This is a genomic window from Curtobacterium sp. NPDC098951, assembly GCF_044759965.1.
Classification (GTDB): Bacteria; Actinomycetota; Actinomycetes; order Actinomycetales; family Microbacteriaceae; genus Curtobacterium.
Map to the genome: position 1 here is coordinate 644,870 of NZ_JBIWAG010000003.1, position 19,742 is coordinate 664,611.

21 protein-coding genes are annotated in these 19,742 nt (G+C 71.9%); 14 read left to right on the forward strand and 7 right to left on the reverse strand.

The window, feature by feature from the left end:
* Positions 1-242 precede the first annotated feature (242 nt).
* The 7 genes from ACIQUC_RS12130 to ACIQUC_RS12160 all read left to right on the forward strand — a co-directional run bounded on the left by ACIQUC_RS12130 (position 243) and on the right by ACIQUC_RS12160 (position 7,529).
* On the forward strand, positions 243-1,577 hold the full coding sequence (locus ACIQUC_RS12130; protein ID WP_402267127.1) for an enolase C-terminal domain-like protein: 1,335 nt from the start codon (positions 243-245) through the stop codon (positions 1,575-1,577).
* Between the two features lie 57 nt (positions 1,578-1,634).
* The gene (locus tag ACIQUC_RS12135; protein ID WP_022908585.1) at positions 1,635-2,873 is read left to right on the forward strand and encodes a sugar ABC transporter substrate-binding protein; all 1,239 of its coding nucleotides are present in this window, start codon (positions 1,635-1,637) and stop codon (positions 2,871-2,873) included.
* A 102-nt stretch (positions 2,874-2,975) separates the two neighbouring features.
* The gene (locus tag ACIQUC_RS12140; protein WP_402267131.1) at positions 2,976-3,944 is read left to right on the forward strand and encodes a carbohydrate ABC transporter permease; all 969 of its coding nucleotides are present in this window, start codon (positions 2,976-2,978) and stop codon (positions 3,942-3,944) included.
* Positions 3,937-4,857 (forward strand): carbohydrate ABC transporter permease, encoded by a 921-nt coding sequence (locus ACIQUC_RS12145; protein ID WP_022908587.1) that lies wholly within the window; start codon positions 3,937-3,939, stop codon positions 4,855-4,857. Before ACIQUC_RS12140 ends, ACIQUC_RS12145 begins: the two co-directional genes overlap by 8 nt.
* A 61-nt stretch (positions 4,858-4,918) precedes the next feature.
* A complete protein-coding gene (locus tag ACIQUC_RS12150) occupies positions 4,919-6,244 on the forward strand; it encodes an alpha-L-fucosidase (RefSeq protein ID WP_022908588.1) in 1,326 nt (441 codons plus the stop codon).
* Positions 6,244-6,570, forward strand: a complete 327-nt coding sequence (locus tag ACIQUC_RS12155; RefSeq protein ID WP_402267134.1) for an L-rhamnose mutarotase — start codon at positions 6,244-6,246, stop codon at positions 6,568-6,570. Before ACIQUC_RS12150 ends, ACIQUC_RS12155 begins: the two co-directional genes overlap by 1 nt.
* Entirely contained in the window at positions 6,567-7,529 is a 963-nt protein-coding gene (locus ACIQUC_RS12160) for an aldo/keto reductase (protein WP_402267137.1), read from the forward strand. The genes ACIQUC_RS12155 and ACIQUC_RS12160 overlap by 4 nt, the downstream gene beginning before the upstream one ends.
* A gap of 92 nt (positions 7,530-7,621) precedes the next feature.
* Here ACIQUC_RS12160 and ACIQUC_RS12165 read toward each other — a convergent pair whose 3' ends face one another.
* The 6 genes from ACIQUC_RS12165 to ACIQUC_RS12190 all read right to left on the reverse strand — a co-directional run bounded on the left by ACIQUC_RS12165 (position 7,622) and on the right by ACIQUC_RS12190 (position 11,556).
* Positions 7,622-7,900, reverse strand: a complete 279-nt coding sequence (locus tag ACIQUC_RS12165) for a GlsB/YeaQ/YmgE family stress response membrane protein (RefSeq protein WP_402267140.1) — start codon at positions 7,898-7,900, stop codon at positions 7,622-7,624.
* A 97-nt stretch (positions 7,901-7,997) separates the two neighbouring features.
* Positions 7,998-8,633 (reverse strand): FadR/GntR family transcriptional regulator, encoded by a 636-nt coding sequence (locus tag ACIQUC_RS12170; RefSeq protein WP_402267272.1) that lies wholly within the window; start codon positions 8,631-8,633, stop codon positions 7,998-8,000.
* A 114-nt stretch (positions 8,634-8,747) separates the two neighbouring features.
* Positions 8,748-9,494, reverse strand: coding sequence for an SDR family NAD(P)-dependent oxidoreductase (locus ACIQUC_RS12175; protein WP_402267143.1), 747 nt, complete (start codon positions 9,492-9,494; stop codon positions 8,748-8,750).
* Positions 9,491-10,360, reverse strand: coding sequence for a fumarylacetoacetate hydrolase family protein (locus ACIQUC_RS12180; RefSeq protein WP_402267145.1), 870 nt, complete (start codon positions 10,358-10,360; stop codon positions 9,491-9,493). The genes ACIQUC_RS12175 and ACIQUC_RS12180 overlap by 4 nt, the downstream gene beginning before the upstream one ends.
* 41 nt (positions 10,361-10,401) lie before the next feature.
* Positions 10,402-11,241, reverse strand: coding sequence for an amidohydrolase family protein (locus ACIQUC_RS12185; protein ID WP_402267148.1), 840 nt, complete (start codon positions 11,239-11,241; stop codon positions 10,402-10,404).
* 51 nt (positions 11,242-11,292) lie between these two features.
* Positions 11,293-11,556, reverse strand: coding sequence for a glutaredoxin family protein (locus tag ACIQUC_RS12190; protein ID WP_402267150.1), 264 nt, complete (start codon positions 11,554-11,556; stop codon positions 11,293-11,295).
* Positions 11,557-11,629: 73 nt separating this feature from the next.
* Here ACIQUC_RS12190 and ACIQUC_RS12195 point away from each other — a divergent pair, with 73 nt between their 5' ends.
* From ACIQUC_RS12195 to ACIQUC_RS12225, 7 genes are all read left to right on the forward strand, one after another.
* A complete protein-coding gene (locus ACIQUC_RS12195) occupies positions 11,630-12,607 on the forward strand; it encodes a PrsW family intramembrane metalloprotease (RefSeq protein ID WP_402267154.1) in 978 nt (325 codons plus the stop codon).
* 43 nt (positions 12,608-12,650) lie between these two features.
* Entirely contained in the window at positions 12,651-14,339 is a 1,689-nt protein-coding gene (locus tag ACIQUC_RS12200) for an adenosylhomocysteinase (protein ID WP_402267157.1), read from the forward strand.
* Entirely contained in the window at positions 14,336-15,706 is a 1,371-nt protein-coding gene (locus tag ACIQUC_RS12205) for an amidohydrolase family protein (protein WP_402267160.1), read from the forward strand. The genes ACIQUC_RS12200 and ACIQUC_RS12205 overlap by 4 nt, the downstream gene beginning before the upstream one ends.
* On the forward strand, positions 15,703-16,200 hold the full coding sequence (locus ACIQUC_RS12210; protein ID WP_022908599.1) for a cupin domain-containing protein: 498 nt from the start codon (positions 15,703-15,705) through the stop codon (positions 16,198-16,200). The genes ACIQUC_RS12205 and ACIQUC_RS12210 overlap by 4 nt, the downstream gene beginning before the upstream one ends.
* An 83-nt stretch (positions 16,201-16,283) precedes the next feature.
* Entirely contained in the window at positions 16,284-17,105 is an 822-nt protein-coding gene (locus ACIQUC_RS12215; RefSeq protein WP_402267163.1) for an ABC transporter substrate-binding protein, read from the forward strand.
* Between the two features lie 4 nt (positions 17,106-17,109).
* Complete coding sequence (locus tag ACIQUC_RS12220) at positions 17,110-17,988, forward strand: amino acid ABC transporter permease (protein ID WP_402267166.1); 879 nt, start codon at positions 17,110-17,112, stop codon at positions 17,986-17,988.
* Positions 17,985-18,761: an amino acid ABC transporter ATP-binding protein gene (locus ACIQUC_RS12225; protein WP_022908603.1), complete on the forward strand. Its 777-nt coding sequence runs from the start codon at positions 17,985-17,987 to the stop codon at positions 18,759-18,761. Before ACIQUC_RS12220 ends, ACIQUC_RS12225 begins: the two co-directional genes overlap by 4 nt.
* Before the next feature lie 8 nt (positions 18,762-18,769).
* Here the strand turns inward: ACIQUC_RS12225 and ACIQUC_RS12230 are convergent, their stop codons facing one another.
* Positions 18,770-19,735, reverse strand: coding sequence for an NAD(P)H-quinone oxidoreductase (locus ACIQUC_RS12230; RefSeq protein ID WP_402267170.1), 966 nt, complete (start codon positions 19,733-19,735; stop codon positions 18,770-18,772).
* Between the last annotated feature and the right edge of the window lie 7 nt (positions 19,736-19,742).

Here is a 19,742-nt window from a genome sequence, read left to right on the forward strand (position 1 = left end):
TGGGGGGGGGGGGGGGGCCCCCCCGGGGGGCGGGGGGGGGGGGGGGGGGGTGGGGGGGGGGGGGGGGGGGGCCCCCCCCCCCCCCCCGCCTCCTGTCCGTCTGCACGCCGTCTCACGCTGTCATCCGATCACTCGCCGCGCTTCGTGGCCGGAACATCGCAAAAGTCCCTCTTGACAGGCAAGACATCGGATGTTTCGATGAGTCCGTTCGGTCGACGGTGACCGGACGGGTAGGAGAGACGATGAGCCGCATCACCGGTCTGCGCGTCCGCGACGTCCGGTTCCCGACCTCGCGGGACCACGACGGATCCGACGCCATGAACCCGGCGCCCGACTACTCCGCCGCCTACGTCGAGATCGCGACGGACGCCCTCGACGGGCACGTCGGCGCCGCCTTCGTCTTCACCATCGGACGCGGCAACGAGGTGCAGGAGGCAGCGATCGCAGCGCTCCGCGAGCACGTCGTCGGAGCGGACGCCGAAGCGGTCCTCGCCGACATGGGCGGGACCTGGCGCACCCTCGTGCACGACTCGCAGCTGCGCTGGCTCGGTCCGGAGAAGGGCGTCATGCACATGGCCATCGGGGCCGTCGTGAACGCACTGTGGGACCTCCGGGCGAAGCGCGCCGGACAGCCGCTGTGGGCACTGCTCGCCGACCTCCGCCCCGAGGAGCTCGTCGACCTGGTGGACTTCCGCTACCTGAGCGACGCCATCACCCCGGACGAGGCCCTCGAGCTGTTCCGGACGGCCGAACCCCTCCGCGCCGAGCGGCGCCGGCGGTTGGAGCAGACCGGATACCCGGCGTACACGACCACCCCCGGCTGGCTCGGCTACGACGACGAGAAGCTCGCACGCCTCTGCCGCGAGGCCGTCGACGAGGGCTTCACGCAGATCAAGCTCAAGGTCGGCGGTGACCTCGACGAGGACGTCCGACGTCTGGGGATCGCCCGCGCCACGGTCGGTCCGGACGTCCGGATCGCGATCGACGCCAACCAGCGCTGGGACGTCGACGAGGCCGTCACGTGGATCGAGCGCCTCCGTCCGTTCGACCTGGCGTGGGTCGAGGAGCCGACGAGCCCCGACGACGTCCTCGGGCACGCCGAGATCGCCCGCCGCATCGCCCCGATCCCGGTCGCGACGGGCGAGCACATGGCGAACCGGGTGATCGCGAAGCAGCTCATCCAGGCCGACGCGATGTCCGTGCTGCAGATCGACGCGACGCGGGTCGCCGGGGTGAACGAGAACCTCGCGATCCTGCTCCTCGCCGCCAAGCACGGGGTCCGGGTGTGCCCGCACGCCGGCGGGGTCGGCCTGTGCGAGGCGGTCCAGCACCTGTCGATGTTCGACGCGGTCGCCCTCACCGGGGACCTCGACACCCGCTGCATCGAGTTCGTCGACCACCTGCACGAGCACTTCGTGACCCCGGTCGACGTGCACGACGGCCGCTACTGGCCGCCGACCGCCCCCGGTGCCGGGACCGAGATGCTCGCCGACAGCCTCGACGACCACGCGTTCCCGGACGGACCGGTCTGGGCTGCCGTCGACACCGACGTCCCCGACGCCGTGCGCGTCGCCTGACGCCTCCCGATCCGCTCCATCCCTCACCCCGATCACCACGACGAAGTGGAGACTCCGATGCACCGACGCCGAATCGTCGCGGGACTGGCGGCCGCCGCCGCCACCGCGCTCGTCCTGGCTGGTTGTTCCTCCGGCAGCAGTGCCGGTGGCAGCCAGTCGAAGGACGCCATGACCTGGTCCATGTGGATCGCCGGGAAGGAGGACAAGGCCGCCTGGCAGAAGGTCGCCGACACCGTGAAGAGCGAGGACGGCATCACCCTCACCATCCAGGGCGCCCCGTTCGAGAACTACTTCACGAAGCTCAGCACGCAGCTCAGTGCCGGCAGCGCGCAGTGCATCGTGAGCATGCAGTCGCTCCGCGCGGCGAACTACACCTCGTCGCTCCTGTCGCTCGACGACCTCGCGAAGAACGACGGGCTCGACCTGTCGGCGTACGACAGCACGGCACTCGACGGCATGAAGGTCGACGGCAAGCTCTACGGTCTGCCGTACGACACCGGGCCCATCCTGATGTTCTACAACAAGGACCTCTTCAAGCAGGCCGGCGTGGCCGACCCGGAGCCGGGCTGGACCACCGACGACTTCGAGCAGGCCGGCAAGGCGCTCAAGGCCAAGGGCATCACCGAGTTCGGCTCGACCGTCGGCGACCTCAACCTCGAGTCGATGATCTACGGCTACAACGGCGGCCGCGTGATCACCGAGGCCGGCAAGATCGACGCCACGGACCCGAAGTTCGCGGACGGCCTCGACTGGCTCGCCAGCCTCGTGAAGAAGGGCTACGCGACCGAGGCGTCGTCGGACACCTCGACCCCGGGCAACGACTTCGCCGCGGGCAAGGTCGCGATGTACACCGACGGTCCGTGGTCGCTCATCAGCCAGAAGGCCAAGGTGCAGTTCGACCTCGGCGTCACGACGCTGCCGGCCGGGACCTCGGGCCCGTCGACCTTCGCCGCCGGTTCGGGCTTCGGCATCTCGAAGCAGTGCAAGTACCCGGAGCAGGCGTTCAAGGCCGTCCAGACGATGACGAGCGAGAAGGTGCTCACGTCGCTCGCCGAGCAGGGACGCGCCTTCCCGGCACGCACCGCGGCCCAGGGGGCGTGGTACTCCAGCGCCGGCATCGACGGGGCGGAGACCGCGCTCAAGGCGGCCCTCGCGAAGTCCTCGCCGCTGCCCGGCAACAAGCAGAGCGACCAGCTCGGCCAGCTCTTCACGCAGTACGCGCTCCAGGCGATCAACGGGCAGACGTCCGGCAAGGACACGATGTCCTCGATCGCCGGCCAGCTCGGCACGCAGTGACCGACGTGACCGTCTGACGGACGGGAGGCGCGGGTCGACCCCGCCCCGCGCCTCCCGTCCGACCCACCCAGCAGGAACCGGCGAACGACGAGGAGGTCGTCCATGACCACCATCCAGGACCCACCGGCGGTCCCCGCCGTCGCGACCGCGGTCGCGACGGGCACGGCGACGCCTCGCCCCAGGGGCGGCGACGCCGCGGGCGTCGTCGGACGACGATCGTGGTGGGGCGCCGCCTTCGCCGCCCCGCACTCGATCGGCCTCGTCGTCTTCACGGCGTTCCCGATCATCGCGTCGCTCGTCGTCAGCTTCATGAACTGGCCGATGCTCGGCGAACGCAGCTGGGCGGGCGTCGAGAACTACGCGCGGCTGTTCCAGGACCTGGTGTTCCGGACGGTGACGCTCAACACGGCCCTGTTCGTCGTGCTGTACGTGCCGCTCAACCTCGTCGTGTCACTCGGGCTGGCGGCCTGGTTGACGCCCAGGATCGCCGGTCGGCACGTCTTCCGCGTCCTCTTCTTCATCCCGACCATCACGCCGATCGTCGCGAACGTCGTGGTCTGGCGGATGCTCTACCAGCCGGGCGGGGCGATCGACGCGAGCCTGCGGTCGACCGTCGGCGTCGGGGCTCCGAACTTCCTCGCCGACGAGCACTGGGCGATGCTCGCCATCGTCGCGATGAGCGTCTGGCAGGGCTTCGGTTACAACATGCTCATCTTCTCGGCGGCGCTCGACGCCGTCCCGGAGAACCAGATCGAGGCGTCGCAGCTCGACGGGGCGAACGCGTGGCAGACGTTCTGGGCGATCAAGTTCCCGCTCATCTCGCCGTCGGTGTTCTTCGCCACGATGATGACCCTCATCACGTCGTTCCAGGTGTTCGTGCAGCCCTTCGTCCTCACCAAGGGCGGACCGGGCACCGCGACGGAGACCCTCGTGCAGTACATCTACAACACGGGCTTCCAGAACCAGCAGCTCGGGCTGGCCTCGGCCGGCGCCTGGGTGCTGTTCGTCATCATCCTCGGGATCACGGCCGTCCAGTTCCTCGGACAGAAGCGGTGGGTGCACTATGAGTGAGCTGACCCGACCCCGCACGAGCGGGTTCACCACGGCGAACCGGACGGTCAACCCGCGGTCCGTGCCCCGGACCGCCTCGGCGCCCCGCCCCGGACGCGTCCGGCACGCGATCGGCTACGCGCTGCTCTGCCTCGTCGCGCTGCTGTTCGTGTCGCCGCTCGTCTACATGGTCGCCACGAGCCTCAAGCCGGCGGACCAGGTGTTCACCACGCCGCCGACGCTCTGGGGGCGGTCCCTCGAGTGGGACAACTACGTGCAGGCGTTCACCTACCTGCCGTTCGCCCGCTTCATCCTCAACGGGATCCTCGTCGCGGCCGCCGGCACCGCGATCAACGTCGTCGTCGCGGTGCTCTCCGGCTACGCCTTCTCGCGGCTGCGCTGGCGGGGCCGGAACACCGTGTTCCTGCTCTTCCTCGTGACGCTGATGATCCCGCAGGACGTCCTCGTCATCCCGATGTACGTGATGATGCAGGGCTTCGGCTGGGTCGACACGTTCCAGGCGCTCATCGTGCCGTGGGCGTTCACGGCCCTCGGGGCGTTCCTGATCCGGCAGTTCTTCCTGACCGTCCCGCAGGAGCTCGACGACGCCGCACGCGTGGACGGCGCCGGCGCGATCCGGACCTTCGTGTCGGTGATGCTGCCGCTCGCCCGGCCGACCATGGCCGTGCTCGCCGTGTTCTCGTTCATCTCCTACTGGAACTCGTTCCTGTGGCCCCTCGTCGTGGTGAACGACGTCGAGGCCCACGGCACGATCCCGCTCGGTCTGCAGCAGTTCTTCGGACAGCAGGGTTCCGAGTGGAACCTCGTCATGGCGGCGTCGGTGATCTCGATGCTGCCCACCGTGATCCTGCTGATCCTGCTGCAGAAGCACCTCGTCAAGGGCATCGTCACCTCCGGCCTCGGTGGCCGGTAGCCGACCTCGCCAGGGCGCGCCGCGCCTCCCGACCGTCACCCCTGAAAGGAAACCGCCCCACATGACCATCACCGCACCCGCAGAGCCGCAGACCGCGACCGACGCCTCCGGGCTGCCCGCGTGGTTCCGCCACGACCGGTTCGGCATGTTCATCCACTGGGGGCTGTACGCCCTGCCCGCCCGGCACGAGTGGGTGAAGAACCGCGAGCGGATCACCGACGCGGACTACCAGAAGTACTTCGACCACTTCGACCCGGACCTGTTCGACGCCGCCGACTGGGCACGTCGCGCCCGCGAGGCCGGCATGAAGTACGTCGTGCTCACCACGAAGCACCACGAGGGCTTCGCGCTCTGGGACTCCGCGCTCACCGACTACAAGTCCACGAACACCCCGTTCGGCCGCGACATCGTCCGCGAGTTCGTCGACGCCGTCCGCGCCGAGGGCCTGCGGGTCGGCTTCTACCACTCGCTCATCGACTGGCACCACCCGGACTTCACCGTCGACGGTGTGCACCCGCGCCGGGACGACGGCGACGAGGCGATCGCGGCGTTGAACGAGGGCCGTGACATGGCGCGGTACCGGGAGTACCTGCACGGACAGGTGACGGAGCTGCTGTCGGACTACGGGCGGATCGACTACCTGTTCTACGACTTCTCGTACCGCGACAACGACCACGAGGACATCTGGGGCGGCAAGGGCCGCGACGACTGGGGCTCCGAGGAGCTCCTGGCGCTCACCCGACGGCTCCAGCCCGGCATCATCGTCAACGACCGCCTCGACCTGCCGGGGGACATCGTCACGCCGGAGCAGTACCAGCCGGACAAGCCGATGGAGGTCGACGGTGTCCCGGTGCCGTGGGAGGCCTGCCAGACGCTGAACGGTTCGTGGGGCTACGACCGCGACAACCTGAACGTCAAGAGCACCGACCTGCTCGTGCGCATGCTCGTCGACGGCGTCTCGAACAACGGGAACATGCTGCTCAACGTCGGTCCGACCGGCCGCGGCGAGTTCGACGGGGTCGCCCGCACCGCGCTCGCCGGGATCGGGGAGTGGATGCGTCAGCACGCCCGGTCGGTGTACGGCGCCGGACCGTCCTCGTTCACGGCCCCGGCGGGGACCGTCCTCACCCAGAACGGGAACCGGCTGTACCTGCACCTGTTCACGTGGCCGTTCGAGCACGTGCACCTCGCCGACCTGGCCGGACGCGTCGAGTACGCCCAGCTCCTGAACGACGCGTCGGAGATCCACTTCCGTGAGATCCCGCCGGGGACCCGGGCGCAGAACACCGGGCTCGGCGGTCAGCCCGCGGGGACGCTGACGCTCACGCTGCCGATCGTGCGGCCCGACGTCGCGGTGCCCGTGGTCGAGCTGTTCCTGCGCGACTGATGCAGCGCGTGCTGACCCGCACCCGGTTGCGGGCGGGGAGCGAGGCGGCGTACGAACGTGTGCACGCCTCGGTCCCGCCCGAGCTGGCCGCCCGACTGCGTGCTGCCGGTGTGCGCGACTGGACGATCTGGCGGGACGGGCAGGACCTCGTCCACCTCGTCGAGGTCGAGGACTACCGGGCGATGCGGAAGGCGCTCGCCGACGACCCCGTGAACGCCGAGTGGCAGGCGGTCGTGAACCCGCTGCTCGAGGCGGACGACGACTACTCCGGCAGCGACGACGGGATCCCGCGGGTCTGGTCGCTCGCGGCGCAGGTGGACGCGTGACCGGCGGTCTGCCGGACCTCGACCGCGGGCTGTTCTGGTTCGGTGGCGCCGGGATCGGCAACCTGCTGCGCGAGGTCTCCGACGAGGACGCCCATGCCACGGTCGACGCGGCCTGGGACGCCGGGGTGCGCGGGTTCGACACCGCGCCGCACTACGGGCTCGGGCTGTCCGAACGACGGCTCGGCCGGGCGCTCGCCGAGCGGCCGCGGTCCGACTACCTGGTGTCGACGAAGGTCGGACGCCTGCTCGTGCCGGGGCGGGGAGCCGGGGACGACCTGGCCTCCGGCGGGTTCGCGGTCCCGGACGACCTGGTCCGGCAGTGGGACCCGTCGCCGTCTGGTGTGCGCCGGTCACTCGACGAGTCCCTCGGGCGACTCGGGCTCGACCACGTCGACGTCGCGTACCTGCACGACCCGGACGTGTACTCGCTGCGGGACGGGTTGACGCAGGCCCTGCCGACGCTCGCGGAGCTGCGGGACGAGGGGATCGTGCGGGCGGTCGGCGTCGGGTCGAACTCCGTCGAGGCCCTGGACGCGGCGGTGTCCACGGGCCTGTGCGACGTCGTGATGCTCGCGGGGCGGTACACGCTGCTCGAACAGCCGGCGGACGCCCTGGTCGCACGGTGCGAGGACCTCGGGGTCGCCGTGGTCGCGGTCGGCGTCTACAACTCGGGGCTGCTCGGGCGGGAGCGGCCGGACGCCACGGCGACGTACGACTACGCGACTGCCCCGCGGGCGCTCGTCGACCGGGCGAACGCGATCGCGGACGTCTGCGAACGGCACGGGGTCACGTTGCCGGAGGCCGCGCTCGCGTTCCCGCGCCGGGCCGCTGCGGTCCGGGCGATCGCGCTCGGAGCGCAGTCGGCCGAGCAGGTTCGGTCGAACGTGGCCCGGGTCGCGGCGACGGTGCCCGAGGCGCTCTGGGACGACCTGCGCCGGGAGGGCCTGCTCGCCGTCTGACGCGCCGCGCGCGGGGTGGAACCACGAAACCGACGTCGAACCAGCAGCAGTGGCTGGTTCGACGTCGGTTCCGTGGTTCGACGTGCGTCCGACTAGCGGGTGCGGGCGCTCCGGCCGGCGAAGCGCGTGTAGATGAAGAGCACGATGACCGCGCCGATGATCGAGCCGATGATGCCGGCCGGCTGGAAGAAGCCGTCCATCGGGTCGTGCTGGAAGATCAGGAACCCGAGGAACCCACCCACGAACGACCCGATGATGCCGAGCAGGATGGTCATGGGGATCGAGATGTGCTGCTTGCCGGGGATGATGAGCCGGGCGAGTGCGCCGGCGATGAGTCCGATGATGATCAAGCTGATGATGAGACCGAGCACGGTTTCCTCCTCGTGGGTGCGGTTGCCGCGGCATGGTTTGCCGGAGTCAGCGCCGAGGTCAGACCCAACTCGCCCCTGCCTGGGAGGATTGTCGGCTTCAGTCGAGCGACCGCCGCAGCCAGCGCTCGACGCCCTCGACGTGCGCCACGACGAGCGCCTGCACGAGCTGGGGGTCGCGGCGCTGCATCGCGTCGACGATCGCCGCGTGCTCGTCGAGCGTGCGCTGCACGGAGCCGTTCTGCGTGAGCCCGCGCCAGACCCGCACCCGCACGGTCTTGCTCGAGAGCGCGTCGAGCAGGCCGGACAGGTACTGGTTGCCGCCGATGCCCGCGATCGTGGAGTGGAAGAGGAGGTCGTGGGCGACGAGGTCCTCGACGCCGGTGTCCTTGCCGACGGACTGCATGAGCGCGTGCAGGTCGTCGATCTGCTGTTGGGAGGCGCGGGCGGTCGCGAGGACGGCGGACGCCGGTTCCAGGATGCGCCGGACCTCGAGCAGGTCCACGAGCGAGCGGTCGTGGTGCATGTCGACGACGAACGAGACCGCCTCGAGCAGGACGGCGGGCTCGAGCGAGGTGACGTAGGTCCCGTCGCCGCGTCGGACGTCGAGCACGCGGATGAGCTCGAGGGCCTTCACCGCTTCGCGCAGGCTGTTGCGGGACAGGCCGAGCGACTCGCTCAGCTCCTTCTCGGGCGGGAGGCGCTGCCCGGGTTGGAGCTCGCCGCTCACGATCATCTGCTGGATGCGTGCGATCGCATCGTCGGTCAGCGACGCCACGTCACCACCTCCTGCTCGGCCGCTCGCGGACGTGAGCGGACAAGACGACGATAGCCGCGCCTCCGGGCACCATCAGGCCGGACGGAGCCGGAGTGCCTGCATCCCGCCGTCGACCGCGAGGTCGACGCCCGTCGTCGACCGGGCGAGGGGACTCGTGAGGTACGCGACGGCCTCGGCGACCTCGTCGGCGGCGACGAGGCGTCCGTGCGGTTGGCGCGCCTCCAGGGCGGCCCGTTCCGCCGCAGGGTCCGCCGCCGTCGACAGCAGTCGCGCCACCCAGGGCGTGTCCGCGGTGCCGGGGTTCACGGCGTTGACGCGGATGCCCTCGCGGATGTGGTCCGCTGCCATCGCACGGGTGAGTGCGGCGACGGCGCCCTTCGTCGCGGAGTACAGCGCCCGCTGCGGCAGCCCGGCGGTGGCCGCGATCGAGCAGGTGTTCACGATGCTCGCGGCGTCCGACTCCCGCAGGTGCGGCAGGCAGGCGCGGGACAGGCGGACGGCGCCGAGGACGTTCACCTCGTACACCCGGCGCCACTCGTCGTCGGGGTTGTCCTCGACGGTGCCCTGGGCGCCGATGCCGGCGTTGTTCACCAGTACGTCGAGACCGCCGAGCGCGTCCACCGCCTCCCGCACCGCCGCGCGGACGGAGTCGTCGGACGCGACGTCGCAGCGGAACGACAGGTCGTCGTCGCCGGACTGCAGGTCGAGCACCGCCACTCGGGCACCGCGGTCCCGCAGGGCGGCGGCGATCGCGGCACCGATCCCCGAGGCGCCGCCGGTGACGATCGCGCGCAGGCCCTCGTGGGTCCCGGCGGTCACGCCGCACCGACCGTCTGGCGCTGCGAGCCGAGACCCTCGGCGGTGAGCTCGACGACGTCGCCGGGCCGCAGGTAGGGCGCTCCGCTCCCGAGCGCGACCCCCGCCGGCGTCCCGGTGCTGATCACGTCGCCCGGGTACAGCACCATGAACTGCGAGAGGTACCGGACGATCTCGGCCGGCCGGAAGATCATGTCCCGGGTGCTGCCGTCCTGCCGCAGGTCGCCGTTGACCCGGAGCTGCAGCGACAGCGCGTCCGGGTCGAGCCCGTCCGCCGCGAGCGCCGCCGGGGTGACGAGCCACGGTCCGAGCGGGTTGAACGTCTCGCACGACTTGCCCTTGTCCCACTGCCCGCCGCGCTCGAGCTGGAACGCCCGCTCGGAGACGTCGTTGGCGATGGCGTACCCGGCGATGTGCGCCGCGGCCTCGTCCTCGGACGCGCAGTACCTGGCCGTCGTGCCGATCACGATCGCGAGCTCGATCTCCCAGTCGGTCTTCTCGCTGCCGCGGGGGACCAGGACCTCGTCGTCGGGGCCGATCACCGTCATCGGGTCCTTCATGAACACGATCGGCTCGGTGGGGATCTCGGCACCGGTCTCGGCGGCGTGGTCGCGGTAGTTCAGGCCGATGCAGACGACCTTGCCGGGCCGGGCGACGGGCGCTCCGCGCCGGAGGTCGTCCGCACGGTCGAGCACGGGCAGGTCGCCGGCGGCGCGGGCGTGCCGGACGAGCGCGTCGGGACCGGGGTCGGACGCCAGGAAGCCACCGCTGATGTCGCTCGTGAGGCTCCGGAGGTCGAGGACCTCGCCGTCGTCGTCGATCGCGACGGGGGTCTCGCTCCCCGCCGGGCCAAGTCGTGCGAACCGCATCGTTCCTCGCTCTCCTGCTGCGCCGGTGCAGCGGAAACATCCTATGTCTGCGCCGGCGCTCCGGCAAGGTACACACGCTCGGCCGTTCCCCGGAAGACCGCGTCGCGTTCGGTCGGCGAGAGGTCGGCGAGTGCGTCGCCCGTCGTCCGCAGCACCTCGGCGTACCCGGCTGCCAGCGTCGACACCGGCCAGTCGGACCCGAACAGCGAGCGGTCGGGGCTGAAGTGCTCGACGACCATGCGGGCGTACCGGGCGACGGGACGCCCCCGCCAGTCGGCGCCGGCCTCGGTGAGGAGCCCCGACACCTTGCACGTCACGTTCGGCCGGGCGGCGAGCTCCCGCACCCGGTCCGGCCACGCGGGGTCCCCGGTGTCGATCGTCGGCTTGCCGGCGTGGTCGAGGACGAACGACCCCTCCGGTACCGCGTCGACGAGGGCGACCGCCGCCTCGTGATCGCGGGCACGGACGAGCAGGTCGAACGCCAAGCCGGCGCTGGCGACCGCCCGGACGCCACGGACCACCTCGGGGCGGGCGAGCCAGGCGGGGTCGGGCTCGTCCTGCGCCTGGTGCCGGATGCCGACCAGCCGGTCGCCGCCGGTGCTGCTCCGGATCGAGGCCAGCCGATCGGCCACGTCGGACGCGGTGAGGTCGACCCACCCCACGACCCCGGCGACCGGTGCCGGTTGCGCCAGGAGCCAGGCGGTCTCGTCGGCGTCGTGCACGGCCTGCACAGCGATCGTCCGGCGGACGTCCGTGCCCGCCGTCGCCCGGCGCAGGTCGTCCACGTCGAAGCGGCGTCGAATCGGGGCGACGGAGTCGTCCATCCAGGGGTACGGCCGGTCGGCAGGGTCCCAGAGGTGATGGTGAGCGTCGATGATCACGCGGCCATCATGCCGGATTCATCCGATGTCCGCGCGTGTCGCGACCCGACGTCAGACGACGCCGGCGGCCTCGAGCTCCGAACGCAGCTCGGCGTCGGACGGCTCGACGAAGTGCTTGCCGTTCGGCAGCACGACGACGGGGATGTTCTTCCGCCCGCTGATCTCCTCGGCGCGGTCCGCGGCCGTCAGGTCCTGCTCGACGTCGACGTACTCGTAGTCCACGCCGAGCGTGTCGAGCAGCGCCTTGGAACGGCGGCAGTCGCGGCACCAGTCCGCACCGAACATCGTGACCTTGTCGAAGGATGCATCGCTCATGCCGAGAGACTACGTCCGGCGCCCCCGCCGCATTCCCGTGACGACCCGCGCCGCCACGGAGCAGCATGGCCCCATGAGCCTGTCCACGGACGTCCGCGCCGTCCACCCGCACCACCGCCACGGCTGGTGGTGGAAGACCCTGCTCGTCGGGTTCCTGCTGTGGGTCGTCACCATCGTCGTCACGATCACGACGCTGAACACGAACCTCGTCCCGACGATCATCCTGCTCGGCAGCTTCCTCGTGCCCTTCACGGTCGTGCTCTTCGTCATCGAGCGGGTGACCGGCTCGGTGAGCACGATGCAGCTCATCGTCGCGTTCTTCGTCGGCGGGATCCTCGGCGTCCTCGGGGCGTCGCTGCTCGAGGCGAACCTGCAGCAGGACGCCCTCGTGTACATCGTCGTCGGCTTCGTCGAGGAGTTCGTCAAGGGCGTCCTCCTGCTGTTCGTCGGGTGGCGCGTCCGTCCGAAGACGGCCAGGCAGGGGGCGCTGCTCGGGGCGACGGTCGGTGCCGGGTTCGCCGCGTTCGAGTCGGCGGGCTACGCGTTCAACGCGGCGATCACCGCGCGCGGCATCGACCTGGCCTCCCTGCTGCAGACCGAGGTCGTCCGGGCCGTGCTCTCGCCCGTCGGGCACGTGCTCTGGACGTCGATCCTCGGCGCGGTGCTGTTCGGCGCCGCCCGCGGCCGGGACCGCTTCCGGTGGTCCTGGGCGCCGCTCGTCGCCTACGTGGGGGTGTCCCTGCTGCACGGGCTCTGGGACTCGAACTCGACGATCTCCACGCTCCTGGCGTTCGTCGTGACGGGCACCCCGTTCTCGGCGGCGCGGAACGGGTACGTCCCGGCGTCGATCGCCGGTGTCGCCACGACCCTGTACGTCATCGGGCTGGCGATCGTGTCGGCCGTCGGCGTCGTGGTCCTCGTCACGGTGCTGCGTCGGCACCGCCGGCTCGACCGGGCGGGGACCGCACCCGATGCCTGGCCCGCGCCGTGGCGGTCGGGGCCGGCGGACGGCGGCTGGGACGCCACACCGCCGCCGCACGTGGTGCGCTGAGCGCCGGCGCCTCCCCGCCACCCGCTCGCCCTACGATTGGGGCATGCCGTCAGGAGCCGACCCCGAGACCCGCGCCTGGGCCTCGGCGGCCGTCCGACGCTTCGCGGGCGCGACGAACCTGCTCGTCGCCGCTCGTCGCTTCCGCATCGTCGGCGGCGACCCCCGTGACGTCGCCGCCCTCCGCACCCTCCTCACCGGACTCGGCGCGCGCGAGGCCCTGCCCCACGAACCCGTCGACCAACTCTGGTGCGCCGGGTCACCCGAGGACTCCACGCCCGTCATCGAACGCGAGGCCGACCGACCACGTGGAGCCACCCTGGTCGTGGTCGACGCCGGACGGCACCTCCCCGCCGTCGACGAGGACGCCTTCGGCCCGGTCGCGATCGCCCGTCCCGGCGTCCTCGCGGTGCCGATGCTGTCCGACGACGTCTTCCTCGTCTCCACCGGCCGCGACCCCGAGGACGACCCCGCGGCCGAGGCCCGCCTGCGCTGGGCCCGCCGGTCGATGCCGGTGTCGCGTGCGGTCGCCGCCGAGCTCCGGGACGGGGGACTCCTGCGCGGCACCCGGATCGGCGTCGCGATGGTCCTCGAGCCGAAGACCGCCGTGCTGAGCCTGCTCCTCCGGGACGCCGGTGCCGAGGTCGTCGTCTACGCGCACGCCGACGAGACCGACGACGCCGTCGCCGACGCACTCCGCCGTGCGGGGCTGACGGTGCACGCGAACAGCACCGCCTCGCTCCCCGAGCAGCGGGCCCTCGCCCTCGCGATGCTCGACACCCGGCCGCACGTCCTGCTCGACGACGGCTCGCACGTGATCCGGCTCGCCCACCAGGAACGGCCGGACCTGCTGCCCACGATGCTCGGCGCGGCCGAGGAGACCACGAGCGGCCTCCGCCCGCTCCGCACCATGGCAGCGCGCGGGGAGCTCGGCATCCCCGTGGTCGCGGTGAACGACGCCCGCACCAAGACCTTCTTCGACAACCGGTACGGCACCGGCCAGTCCACGGTGTTCGCGGTGCTCGACCTGCTCGACCGGCTCCCGTCCGGCACGCACCGCGTGGTCCCGGGAGGCGCGGCGGTCGTCGCCGGGTTCGGGCACGTCGGCGAAGGGGTCGCGCTGGTGCTCACGGCGCTCGGCCTGCGCGTGACCGTCGCCGAGACGGACCCCGTGCGCGCCCTGCAGGCGCTCTTCGCCGGCCACGCCGTCGCACCCCTCGCCGAGGTGGTGCAGGACGCCGACCTCGTGATGAGCGCCACCGGGGTCGCCGACACGATCGACCTCCGCGCACTGCGGTCGTGCGCGGACGGCACGGTCGTCGCGGTCGCGGGCGGGGTGGAGCACGAGGTGGCACTCGACGACGCCCGCGCGGCCGGCGCCGAGCGGACCGTGGTCGGCCCGAAGGCCGAGCGGCTCGTCTTCCCCGGTCGGGACGACGGCCCGATCGTGCTCGACGGCGGCGGCTGCATCAACATCACCGCAGCCGAGGGCAACCCGGTCGAGATCATGGACCTGTCCTTCGCCGCACAGCTCGGTGCCGTCCGGATGCTCCTCGAACGCGGCGACGAGCTCGACCGCGCCGTCGTGCCGATCGACCCCGCGGTCGACGACGCGACCGCCCGCGTGGCGCTCGCCGCGTTCGGAGCGCCGGCCGCGCCTCCCGGACCGCTCGCCGAGCACCCCGCCGACCGCGAGCCGGACGTCCGGACCCACCGGTTCGGAGACCCCGCGTGAGCGGCGCGCACCCCGTCACCGTGCACTCGGCGCGCGTCGTCGTGCCGATGACCGCACCGCCCATCGCGGACGGCGCGGTGGCGGTGCGGGACGGTCGCATCCTGCACGTCGGCGACCGCTCCTGGGTCGTCGACCAGCTCGCCGGCTCGGGCACGCCCTTCACCGAGCGCCCGTGGCGGGGCGCCCTGCTGCCGGGGCTCGTGAACGCGCACTCGCACCTGCAGTACACCGGCATGGCCAGTGTCGGCCAGCGTCAGTACACCGGGTTCGAGGACTGGGCCGCCGCGTTCAACGAGGACTACGCCGAACCGCACGACTGGCACGCCGAGGCGACCCTCGGTGCGACGGCGTCGGTCCTCGCGGGCGTGACGAGCATCGCCGACATCGTCACGGACATCGAGGCGTCGACCGTGCTCGCCGAGGCCGGACTCGGGGGCATCGCCTACTGGGAGGTCATGGACTGGGAGAACGCGGCGTGGCAGACCCACGGCCGCGACCAGGTCCTCGCCGAGCTCGAGCGGATCCCGACGGACCCGGGCGCGGGGCTCTCGCCGCACGCGCCGTACTCGCTCGACGTCGCACCGCTGCTCGAGCTCCCCGACATCGTGCGCCAGCGCGGACTCCGGCTGCACCTGCACCTCGGCGAAGCCGCGTTCGAGGGGGAGCGCACCGCCCTCGGTCCCGTCCCCGGACTCGAGGGGGTCGACGGGGTCGGCCACGGCAACGACTGGCACCTCGCCAACGTCCCGTCGTTCCGGGCCATGCGCGCCCTCGGCTTCGGCGCGAGCGCGACCGCGTTCGTCGACCGACTCGGTGTCCTCGGGCCGGACTGCCACATCGCGCACGGCGTCTACATGACCGCCGCCGACCGGGCACTCCTCCGCGCGCGGGGGACCGCGGTCGCACTCTGCCCGCGCTCGAACGCCGTCATCGGACTCGACCCACCGCCCGTCGCCGACTACCTGCGCGAGGGCAGCCCGATCGCCATCGGCACGGACTCGCTGTCCTCGTCGCCGTCGCTCGACCTGATGGCCGACGTCACCGCCCTGCACCGGATCGCCCGCGCCCAGGGCTACGGCCACCGCGACCTGCACGAGCGGCTCCTGGCGGCGGCGACCCTCGGCGGTGCGCACGCCATGGGGCTCGCCGTCGGACCGGACCGGATCGGGCACCTCGCCGTGGGGGCCCGTGCCGACCTCGCGGTGTTCGACGTCGACGCCCGGACCGTGCCGGACGCGCTGGCCGAACTCGTCGAGGACGGTGCCGGCCGCGCGGTCGCGACCGTCGTCCGCGGCACGGTCCGCGCCGTCGAGGGCGCGCTCACCGCCGTGCCCACCGCCCCTGGACGTCCCCTGGAGGAATCGTGACCGAGACCGCACCCCGCCCCGGCATGGCCGCCCGTCGCACCGTCGACGGCACGCTGATCGAGTGGCTCGACGTGCCGAAGCGCGCCGTCGCCCTCGGCATGGAACCGCACCCGGAGGGCGGCTGGTACGTCCGCACCTGGACCTCGCCCGCGACGGTGTCGACGCCCGCCGGCGACCGCCCCGCGGCCACCCTGATCCACTTCCTGCTGCCGCCGGGTGAGGCGTCCGCCTGGCACCGGGTGACGAGCGACGAGATCTGGATGTGGCACGGACCCGATGCCGTCGACCTGCAGCTCGGCGGCGACGGCGACCAGCCGGAACCCGGCGCGACGATCACGCTCGGCCCGGACGCCGGACGCGACCGGGTGAACGACGCGCAGGCGTTCGTGCGCGGCGGCGTGTGGCAGCGGACCCTGCCCGGCGAGGGCGAGGTGCTGCTGAGCTGCCTGGTGTCGCCCGGGTTCTCGTTCGAGGACTTCACGCTCGCCGAGTAGTCGCGAGACATCCGTTTCGCGTTGGTATCCCACCGCGAAGTACACTTCCTCCTGCCCCCTCCCCCTCGCACGAAGGCCCGACCGTGACCCGATCCCTCCGCCTGACCATCGCCGTCGCGACCGCCGCGGTCGCCGCCCTCGCCCTCAGCGCGTGCTCGACCGGCAGCAGCAACGCCGCGGGGACCGTGACCGACGGCAAGCTCACCATCGCGACCGGCCAGCCCGCGTACTCGCCGTGGGTCGAGGACAACAAGCCGCAGTCCGGCAAGGGCTTCGAGGCCGCCGTGGCGTACGCCGTCGCGAAGGAGATGGGCTACGCGAAGTCCGACGTCGTCTGGAAGCGCAGCACCTTCGACAGTGCGATCGCCCCGGGCCCGAAGGACTGGGACCTCAACATCCAGCAGTTCTCGATCGACGCCAAGCGCAAGAAGGCCGTCGACATGTCCACCGCGTACTACACGACCACCCAGGCCGTCGTGACCACCGAGTCCTCGAAGGCCGCGGGCGACACGACCATCGCCGCGCTCAAGCAGGACGCGATCGGCGTCGCGACCGGTTCGACGAGCATCCAGAGCGTCAAGGACGTCCTCGGCGTGACCCCGCAGGTCTTCAACTCGAACGACGACGCGATCCTCGCGCTCAAGTCCGGCCAGATCGACGCGATCGTCACCGACCTGCCGACGGCGTTCTACATGTCCGGCGCGCAGCTCGACGGCAAGGGCACCGTCTCGGCGCAGTTCCCGGCGGACGGCTCCGGCGACCAGTTCGGCTTCGTGCTGCCGAAGGGCTCCGAGCTGACGAGCAAGGTCGACAAGGCGCTGAAGGCACTCAAGGCAGACGGCACGCTCGAGGACCTGCAGACCAAGTGGCTCTCCTCGGAGACCGGCACCCCGGTCCTGAAGTAGCTCCGTGAGCCTGCCAGCAGGCGCCGGGTCCCCGGTGGCCGCACCCGCGCCGAGCCAGGTCGAGCTGGAGCGTCGGCTGTACCGTCGCCAGCGCGGGCGGCGCTCGCTCGTGGTCTCCGTGGTGTCGACGCTCGTGGTCGTCGCCGTCGTCTACTTCGGTGTCGTGAACACCCCGGGGTGGGCCGCGGTCCAGCAGTCGTTCTTCGACCCGCAGACCGCGATCGACTCGTTCCCCGACATCCTGCTGGGCCTCTGGCTGAACATCCGGATCCTGTTCTTCAGCGCGATCGGCGTCGCCGTGTTCGGCACGCTGCTCGCCGTCGTCCGGGGTCTGCGGAGTCCGGTGTTCTTCCCGCTGCGGATGCTCGCCACCGGGTACACCGACCTGTTCCGCGGTCTGCCGCTCATCATCGTGCTGTACCTGGTCGGCTACGGGATCCCGGGGCTCGGGGTCTTCCCCCGCCTGCCCGCCGAGGTCTGGGGCACGATCGCGATCATCCTGACGTACTCGTCGTACATCGCCGAGGTGCTCCGCGCCGGCATGGAGGCCGTGCACCCGTCGCAGCGTCTCGCGGCCCGGTCGCTGGGGCTGTCGCACGCGAAGACCCTGCGCCTGGTCGTGCTGCCGCAGGCGATCCGCAAGGTCACCCCCGCGCTCATGAACGACTTCGTCTCGATGCAGAAGGACGTCGGCCTCGTGTCGATCCTCGGCGCCGTCGACGCCGTCCGGTCGGCGCAGATCGCCCAGGCGGAGACCTACAACTTCACGCCGTACTTCGTCGCCGGTCTGCTGTTCGTGCTGATCAGCCTGCCGCTGATCCGCGTCACGGACGCGATCGCGCGCCGGCAGCAGCGCCGTGAGCAGATCGGAGGGACCGTGTGAGCGAGGTCAGCCAGGAGGCGCGGGTCGCGCCCGACACGTCGGCTCGCGTCCTCGAGCTGCGCGGGGTGCGCAAGTCCTTCGGTGAGCACGAGGTGCTGCGCGGGATCGACCTGGCGGTGCACCGCCACGAGGTCATCTGCGTCATCGGCGCGTCCGGCTCCGGCAAGTCGACCCTCCTCAAGACGGTCAACCTGCTCGAGGGCATCGACGACGGCGAGATCCTGCTGCAGGGCACGGACATCGCGGACCCGCGGATCGACGTCGACGCGACCCGGGCGCGGATCGGCGTCGTGTTCCAGCAGTTCAACCTGTTCCCGCACATGAGCGTGCTCGACAACGTGACGCTCGCCTCGCGACAGGTGCACGGCGTCGGCAAGGCCTCGGCCGAGGCGACCGCGCGGCGGCTGCTCGACCGGATCGGTCTCGCCGACTTCGCCGGGGCGTACCCGGACCGACTCTCCGGCGGGCAGCAGCAGCGCGTCGCCATCGTCCGGGCGATCGCGTCCGACCCCGAGCTCCTGCTGCTCGACGAGGTCACGAGCGCCCTCGACCCGCAGCTCGTCGGCGAGGTGCTCGACCTCGTCACCGAGCTCAAGCGTCAGGGATCGACGATCCTGATGACCACGCACGAGATGCACTTCGCGCGGAACGTGGCCGACCGGATCGTGTTCCTGCACCGGGGCGAGGTCGTGGAGCAGGGCGCCCCCGCCGACGTCCTCGACGCACCGCAGCACCCGGCCCTCGTCGCGTTCCTCGCCCGCGTCCACGCCTGACCGCGCGCCTAGGGCGTCAGCAGCACCTTCCCGACGACCTCGCCGTCGCGGACTCGGCGGTGGGCCTCGGCGGCCTGGTCGAGGGGCAGGACCGAGTCGACCACGGGACGCACCCGGCCGTCGGCGACGAACGGCCAGACCTCCCGTCGGACGGCCTCGACGATCGCGGCCTTCTCGTCGAGGGGGCGGGCACGGAGCGTCGTCGCGCTGATCGTCGCCCGCTTCCGCATCATCGCGCCGAGGTTGAGTTCGGCGGTGCTCCCGCTGCCCGAGGCGATCACGGCGACGTGCCCGTTCGGGGCGAGGACCTCGAGGTTCCGCGCCAGGTAGTCGGGTCCGACGACGTCGAGCACCACGTCGACCCCGCGGCCGTCGGTGAACGCGAGCGTGCGCGCGACGAAGTCCTCGGTGCGGTGGTCCACCACGAGGTCGGCGCCGAGCTCCCGTGACGCCCGGACCTTCCGCTCGCCGCCGGACGTGGCGACGACCCGAGCGCCGAGCGCCTTCGCCCAGAGCACCGCGTGCGACCCCATCCCACCGGTGCCGCCGTGCACGAGCAGGGTCTGCCCCGGTCGGAGCCCGGCGAGCATGCCGACGTTCGAGTACACCGTGCACGCGGCCTCCGGCAGCCCGGCGGCCTCGATGATGTCGACCCCGTCCGGGACCGGCAGCACCTGGGTGGCCGGGGCGACGACGAGCGACGCGTAGCCGCCGCCGGACAGCAGAGCGCAGACCCGGTCGCCGACGGCGAACCCGTCGACGCCGTCACCGAGCGCGCGGACCACGCCGGACACCTCGAGCCCGAGGACGTCGGAGGCACCGGGCGGCGGCGGGTAGTTGCCGGCGGCCTGCTGCAGGTCGGCGTTGTTCACGCCGGCGGCGGCGACCTCGATCAGGACCGCACCGGCGCCGGGGACCGGGTCCGGGACGTCGTGCAGGTCGAGGGTGCCGTGCTCGGAGGTGATCGCTCGCATGCACCCG